7 protein-coding genes are annotated in these 4,981 nt (G+C 56.6%); 2 read left to right on the top strand and 5 right to left on the bottom strand.

Annotation, left to right across the window (positions count from 1 at the left end; genetic code table 11):
* Positions 1 to 129, bottom strand: a 129-nt coding sequence (locus AC13DJ_RS17060) for a transposase (RefSeq protein ID WP_417501988.1), incomplete at its 3' end; no start/stop codon positions are given.
* A 187-nt stretch (positions 130 to 316) separates the two neighbouring features.
* On the opposite strand from AC13DJ_RS17060, the gene AC13DJ_RS17055 reads away from it, so the two are divergent.
* Positions 317 to 877, top strand: a complete 561-nt coding sequence (locus AC13DJ_RS17055) for an LOG family protein (protein WP_482932837.1) — start codon at positions 317 to 319, stop codon at positions 875 to 877.
* Positions 878 to 1,111: 234 nt separating this feature from the next.
* On the opposite strand, the gene AC13DJ_RS17050 is transcribed toward AC13DJ_RS17055, so the two are convergent.
* Positions 1,112 to 1,414, bottom strand: a complete 303-nt coding sequence (locus AC13DJ_RS17050) for a hypothetical protein (RefSeq protein WP_023011220.1) — start codon at positions 1,412 to 1,414, stop codon at positions 1,112 to 1,114.
* Between the two features lie 27 nt (positions 1,415 to 1,441).
* Complete coding sequence (gene trxC, locus AC13DJ_RS17045) at positions 1,442 to 1,882, bottom strand: thioredoxin TrxC (RefSeq protein ID WP_199456701.1); 441 nt, start codon at positions 1,880 to 1,882, stop codon at positions 1,442 to 1,444.
* Between the two features lie 732 nt (positions 1,883 to 2,614).
* Between trxC and AC13DJ_RS17040 the strand changes: the two genes are divergently transcribed.
* Positions 2,615 to 3,523, top strand: coding sequence for a bestrophin family protein (locus AC13DJ_RS17040; RefSeq protein WP_323126951.1), 909 nt, complete (start codon positions 2,615 to 2,617; stop codon positions 3,521 to 3,523).
* 11 nt (positions 3,524 to 3,534) lie between these two features.
* Here AC13DJ_RS17040 and AC13DJ_RS17035 read toward each other — a convergent pair whose 3' ends face one another.
* Positions 3,535 to 3,912, bottom strand: a complete 378-nt coding sequence (locus AC13DJ_RS17035) for a thiol-disulfide oxidoreductase DCC family protein (RefSeq protein ID WP_199456699.1) — start codon at positions 3,910 to 3,912, stop codon at positions 3,535 to 3,537.
* A gap of 238 nt (positions 3,913 to 4,150) precedes the next feature.
* Positions 4,151 to 4,645 (bottom strand): hypothetical protein, encoded by a 495-nt coding sequence (locus tag AC13DJ_RS17030; protein ID WP_482936986.1) that lies wholly within the window; start codon positions 4,643 to 4,645, stop codon positions 4,151 to 4,153.
* Positions 4,646 to 4,981: the final 336 nt, after the last annotated feature.

The raw sequence follows: 4,981 nt of genomic DNA, 5'->3' as shown, positions 1-4,981 counted from the left end.
TAGCCGGTGTTGTTTATCGACTTCGCGCAGTAACAACACACCGGCATCCGAGGTGATATGGCCTCCGGAGAAATCGGCTTCAATCTGGCGGCGGGAGAGTGGCGAGAAGGTCAGTTTTTGAGGTACCATTTTGGATAGCGGCTTTTAGTGTGGGTTTTTGTGTAGGAACTTGAATTCTAACACTTTAAGCCGCTTCTTCCTTCCTCATGCTACCTTCTTCATGAGAAATCCGGGCTAAAGACGCCCGGACCAACCACAACAGAGTGAAGAACTCACTCACCCCTCTGAACCGAATCGATGGAGCCTCGTAAGACCCATGAGAATTGCCGTATTTTGTGGTTCAAGCATTGGTGAAAACCCGGAATTCGCCCAGGCAACCCGTGCTCTGGGGCACTACCTGGCAATGAACGGAGTGGATCTGGTGTACGGCGGTGGCAACGTCGGCCTGATGGGCGTGGTCGCAGACGCCTTTCTGGAAAAGGGCGCTCAAGTGTACGGCGTGATTCCCGAGTACCTGAAAGACCGGGAGCTGGCCCATCAAGGCCTCACCGAGCTGAAAATTGTTGCCGATATGCACGAACGAAAAGCCGCCATGGCCCGAATGGCCGATGCCTTTGTGGCTCTGCCCGGCGGCGTCGGCACCCTGGAAGAAATCTTCGAAGCCTGGACCTGGGCTCAACTCGGCTATCACGCAAAACCCTGCGCCTTTTACAACGTCAATGGTTTCTACGATAAATTGTTCGAGATGATCTCGAACATGACCGATTCCGGCTTCCTGAAACCGCACCATGCCGAGATGATTATCCACACGGATAACGAAGCGCAACTGCTCTCGGCCATCCAGTCCTACCAAGCTCCCAAACTGAAGTGGAGCTGAACCGGCGGGCCGAACCAAACCCCGAAAGACCGGTACGACCGTCGGCCTGATTCCTGACCCGCTTTATCACGAACTTTACTCACAAAACCTGTGGATAACTGTGTTGGAAACCTCGGATTAAGCGCCCGGAAGCCCCGCAGCAAAAGGGCTCGGGAAAATTGATGCTAAAACGGGCAATCTCGTTACCATCCACCTGCCATAGCGTTCTCCGATCATCAATTCAATTGATTCAGCCTAGGACACAAGAGGGTAAGCCGCCCTCACCTGCCCCATCGCAATCCTGGCATCTTCCGGTTTCAAACCCTGCTTTCGCAACTGCGGCATCACCATCGCGCCCACAGCCTTACACCGAGATTGATCAATGCCGTACTTTTGGAACACATCGGCAATGGCCTGCGGTTGGGCATCCGGATTGGTTTTTAGCAGCTTGCCAATGTCGATGGCACAGGCCTGCTCTTCAGGGGCGGTGTTCTGTTTACTACGCCAGATCAGGACAGCCACGATGGCAGCGAAAACACCGATGATCAGAAACTTCATACTACGACACCTTTGTCCCGGTTTTTCCTAGCGAATACCCTGCGATTGCAGCCACTGACTGATCTGGGCCTGATTCATGGCGCCACTCTGGCGCGCCACCTCCCCGCCGTTCTGGAACAGAATCAGGGTCGGTATGCTGCGAATCGCAAACTGACCGGCCGGCCCGGGGGCTTGTTCCGTATTCAGCTTGGCAAAGCGCACTTTCCCGCGCCAGGCCTTCGCGGCCTGCTCGAACTGGGGCGCCATCATTTTGCACGGGCCACACCAGCTGGCCCAGAAATCCACTAACACGGGCAGATCGCTACGCCCGGTATGGGTAGCAAAGGTCTGCTCCGTTAGCTCCAGAACCTGATCCGGCCAAAGCGGTTGTTTGCAGGCGCCACAATTGCCGCCGGAGGACAACTTGTCGGCCGGTACGCGATTCACTTTGTGGCAATGGGGACATACCAGGTGTCGAATGTCAGTCATGATGAACAGGCCTCTGATTGGCTGATGGTAGAAATAATCAGGGCAGGAGAAGAGAAATCAAGCGGCACGAAAAATCGCATCTCACGAACACGCATCAACCGCTTTCCGCTACTATCAAAGTAAGTCGGTGTCAGAGGCTCAACCGCCATGGGACTGTCGATAAAACAATCGGAATTTACAGCGGAAGAATTTGACCGTTTTTCGGGAGGGATGGTGATGCGCTGAACGGGGGCGTTCAGCGCATGCGGAGGAGAATCAGACTTCGACGGACTGCGCCGGCATATCCATCACATAACGGTGCGCAATCCTGTCTGATATTTGCCTGATTCTCTCCACCCCCGGCAAAAGGCAACCAACAGCCCCGGCGCCAGGCGGTCTCAATGCGTTTCGGTTTTCCGAAGTTTTTTTATGGGAATGCGCCCCAACCTATTAGGTTGCAATTCAAATAAACCATCAGAGGGAATCTTGATGACACAGATTATCGAACAGTTTCTCGAAGTTTCAAGCACTTACCTGCTATCACCCTGCGAAAGTGACTGCTGCCACAAATCCGCCGCCTGATCTGGTTGCCCCTGAAACCACAGGGTAATGCCAGGCAACGGCCAGAGTGCTGCCCCCTCGTTTAAAAAAGCTTACCCTCTTGTGTAACGAGTGGGTTCTCCGTAAAAAGGCATAGGAATCACAGCGGCCAACCCTCAGGCAAGGCCATCATCCATCCCAGGAGTGTTAACCGTGATTGTTCGCGAGCGCCCCGGCCCACTCCGGCTGTTGCTGGCCTGGAAAGGGTCTGTTGTCCCCCACATTCTGCCGCACATTCTGCTTACGGGAATGTTTGCAGCCGCCGTTACCTGGGTTTCGCGCCACCACTACCTCGACGGCATGGTCGACTACACACTTCTGCCGTTCACGATCATGGGCATCGCCCTGTCCATCTTTTTAAGCGTGCGCAACACCGCCACCTACGACCGCTGGTGGGAAGCCAGAAAACACTGGGGGCATATGGTGTACGAATTTCGCAGCCTGGCGCGGACTGGCACCATTTACCTGAGCCCGGAGCGACGCCGGGAACTTCTGACCCGATGCCTCGCTCACGCTCACCTGCTGCGCGGCCAGTTGCGGGGAGAGGATGTACGGTCTGATCTGCCCGGGTCACTGGCGCCCGAACTCATTGACCAGGCCCTGAGCACACGCAACCCCGCCGCCTTCATGCTGCACCGGGCCGGAGACGTACTCGCCGAAGCCCACAAGGCGGGCGATCTGGATTCTGTAGCAACCGCGGCCGTAGACCAGCACCTTCATGGCCTCGCGGGCATTCAGGCGGCCTCGGAACGCATTGCCCTCACCCCGTTGCCCTTTGCCTACACCCTGCTGGCTCACCGCACCGCGTATGTGTTCTGCTACCTGCTCCCGTTCGGGCTGGTAGGCGTCGCAGGCTGGTTTACGCCGGTGTTCACCGCCATCGTGGCCTACACGTTTTTCGGGCTGGATCGCCTGTCTGAACAGCTTGAGTTTCCCTTTGGCCGACACACCAACGACCTGCCGCTGGATGCCATCTGCCGCATTCATGAAATCAGTGTTGCCGAAGTCCTGGGCGACCCGGCACCCGAACCGCTGCAGCCGGTCAAATACCAGTTGCAGTAAGGGCCCGGCGGTTACAACGGCATGCGCCCGGTTCTCTCCAGCCGTTCGCTCACCCATTTGTGATACAGCTTTGCCAGCGCTGGCCGAATTACCGGCAAGCCAATCAGCCAGGCAAGCGGTTTCAGCAGCCAGACCCGCGACATCAACAGAATATAGGCATCCAGTTCCCGGTGGATGTGGCCCTGGCCATCTTCCACATGGAGCTCCTGAAGCGCGGCTTTCGGGTCTATACCACGTTCCTCCAACTCCTCATCACGGCCGGTGATATCCACCCACTCCACCGATTCGCCGGTCCTGCCCGCGAGTCGTTCATAGAACCTGCGATCCTTGACACAGCTCGGGCAGGCGCCATCGTAGAACACGCGAAGCTGATCGCCTGGTGCCGTCATCGCTATCTCCCCTGTTTGCATCGCATTCCTCTGACTACACGATAAAGCACTGCGAGGCTCCCGTTAACCCTTCGGGTCTCAGGCATAACCGCGAGAGGCTATACCATCGCCCTGAAATTCCAGGCGCGTATCGATCTTTGTTTGGCTCGCATGCTTTTCGTTCGTGAGTCTCAGATAGCTTATTGCTTATGGATGACGCCGCTATTCAGCCAGCAAACATCAGCACCACACCAAGCCCTTAGAGCACCAGAAATTCGGTCCAAAGACGGCTCAATGATGGCAAGTTGCTCTCGCTCTCCGGCTCGTCCTGCCGGGTATCGCTGGTAACGGAGGGGTACCACATGGGGTTGTCGCCGGCACTCTGTATGAGCCGGGTGCCATAGAAATAGAAGCCCAGCAGTATCGGGGTAACTGGATGGATGTTCCAGACGGTCACATCCGGCAAGGTCGGCGCCAGAAGGAGCAATGCCAGGAGCCCGATCAGCAGTCCGTTCTGCATCATGTTCGGAGCCGAGGCCGCTGTTACCGAGAGCACCGAACCACTGCGGGACGTCGCTGCTCCCAGAAGCACGGCTCCAGCGGTTGCCTCACCCAGCCCGGTCCGGTCGGCGAGCTGGTCGACCACCCGTGTGATGCGTGTGCCCGCAATCGCAATGACCAGCGCACAGACGCTGAAAACCACGATGCTCCGTGACAGCGTCCAGCTGTCCAGATCCATGATCGGCAATGTCATCCTCCTGTTGCCTCTGAAGCCTACCGCGCTACCAACGCGAAACGCGAAACGCGCGACAGCGGACCGTGCGAATGGCCGGGCAGATAAGCGTCGCTATTGTGAAACAAGCCCGCTTCACGCCCATAGTGGCGACTTCCGGTGCAAACGTTCAACCCATGGCTGGGGTTTCCCACAGGTATCACTGTTATCCCACCCCCTAGCCCGAATTTCTCATGAGGGGATAAAAGAAAGCGGCTGAAAGTGTTAAAATTTCAGGACCTTACACCATCAATCAACACCAACAACCGCTATCCAAAATGGTACCTCAAAAACTGACCTTCTCGCCACTTTCCCGCC

Source organism: Marinobacter sp. L-46, assembly GCF_056859535.1.
The sequence above is the reverse complement of the archived record's forward strand: the minus strand, read 5'-3'. Positions and strand labels throughout refer to the sequence as shown.

What these genes read in the sequence shown, in the direction of transcription:
- AC13DJ_RS17055 (WP_482932837.1), top strand. Translation starts at nt 317, where the DNA reads ATGAGAATTGCCGTATTTTGTGGTTCAAGCATTGGTGAAAACCCGGAA.
- AC13DJ_RS17050 (WP_023011220.1), bottom strand. Translation starts at nt 1,414, where the DNA reads ATGAAGTTTCTGATCATCGGTGTTTTCGCTGCCATCGTGGCTGTCCTG.
- trxC (WP_199456701.1), bottom strand. Translation starts at nt 1,882, where the DNA reads ATGACTGACATTCGACACCTGGTATGTCCCCATTGCCACAAAGTGAAT.
- AC13DJ_RS17035 (WP_199456699.1), bottom strand. Translation starts at nt 3,912, where the DNA reads ATGACGGCACCAGGCGATCAGCTTCGCGTGTTCTACGATGGCGCCTGC.
- AC13DJ_RS17030 (WP_482936986.1), bottom strand. Translation starts at nt 4,645, where the DNA reads ATGACATTGCCGATCATGGATCTGGACAGCTGGACGCTGTCACGGAGC.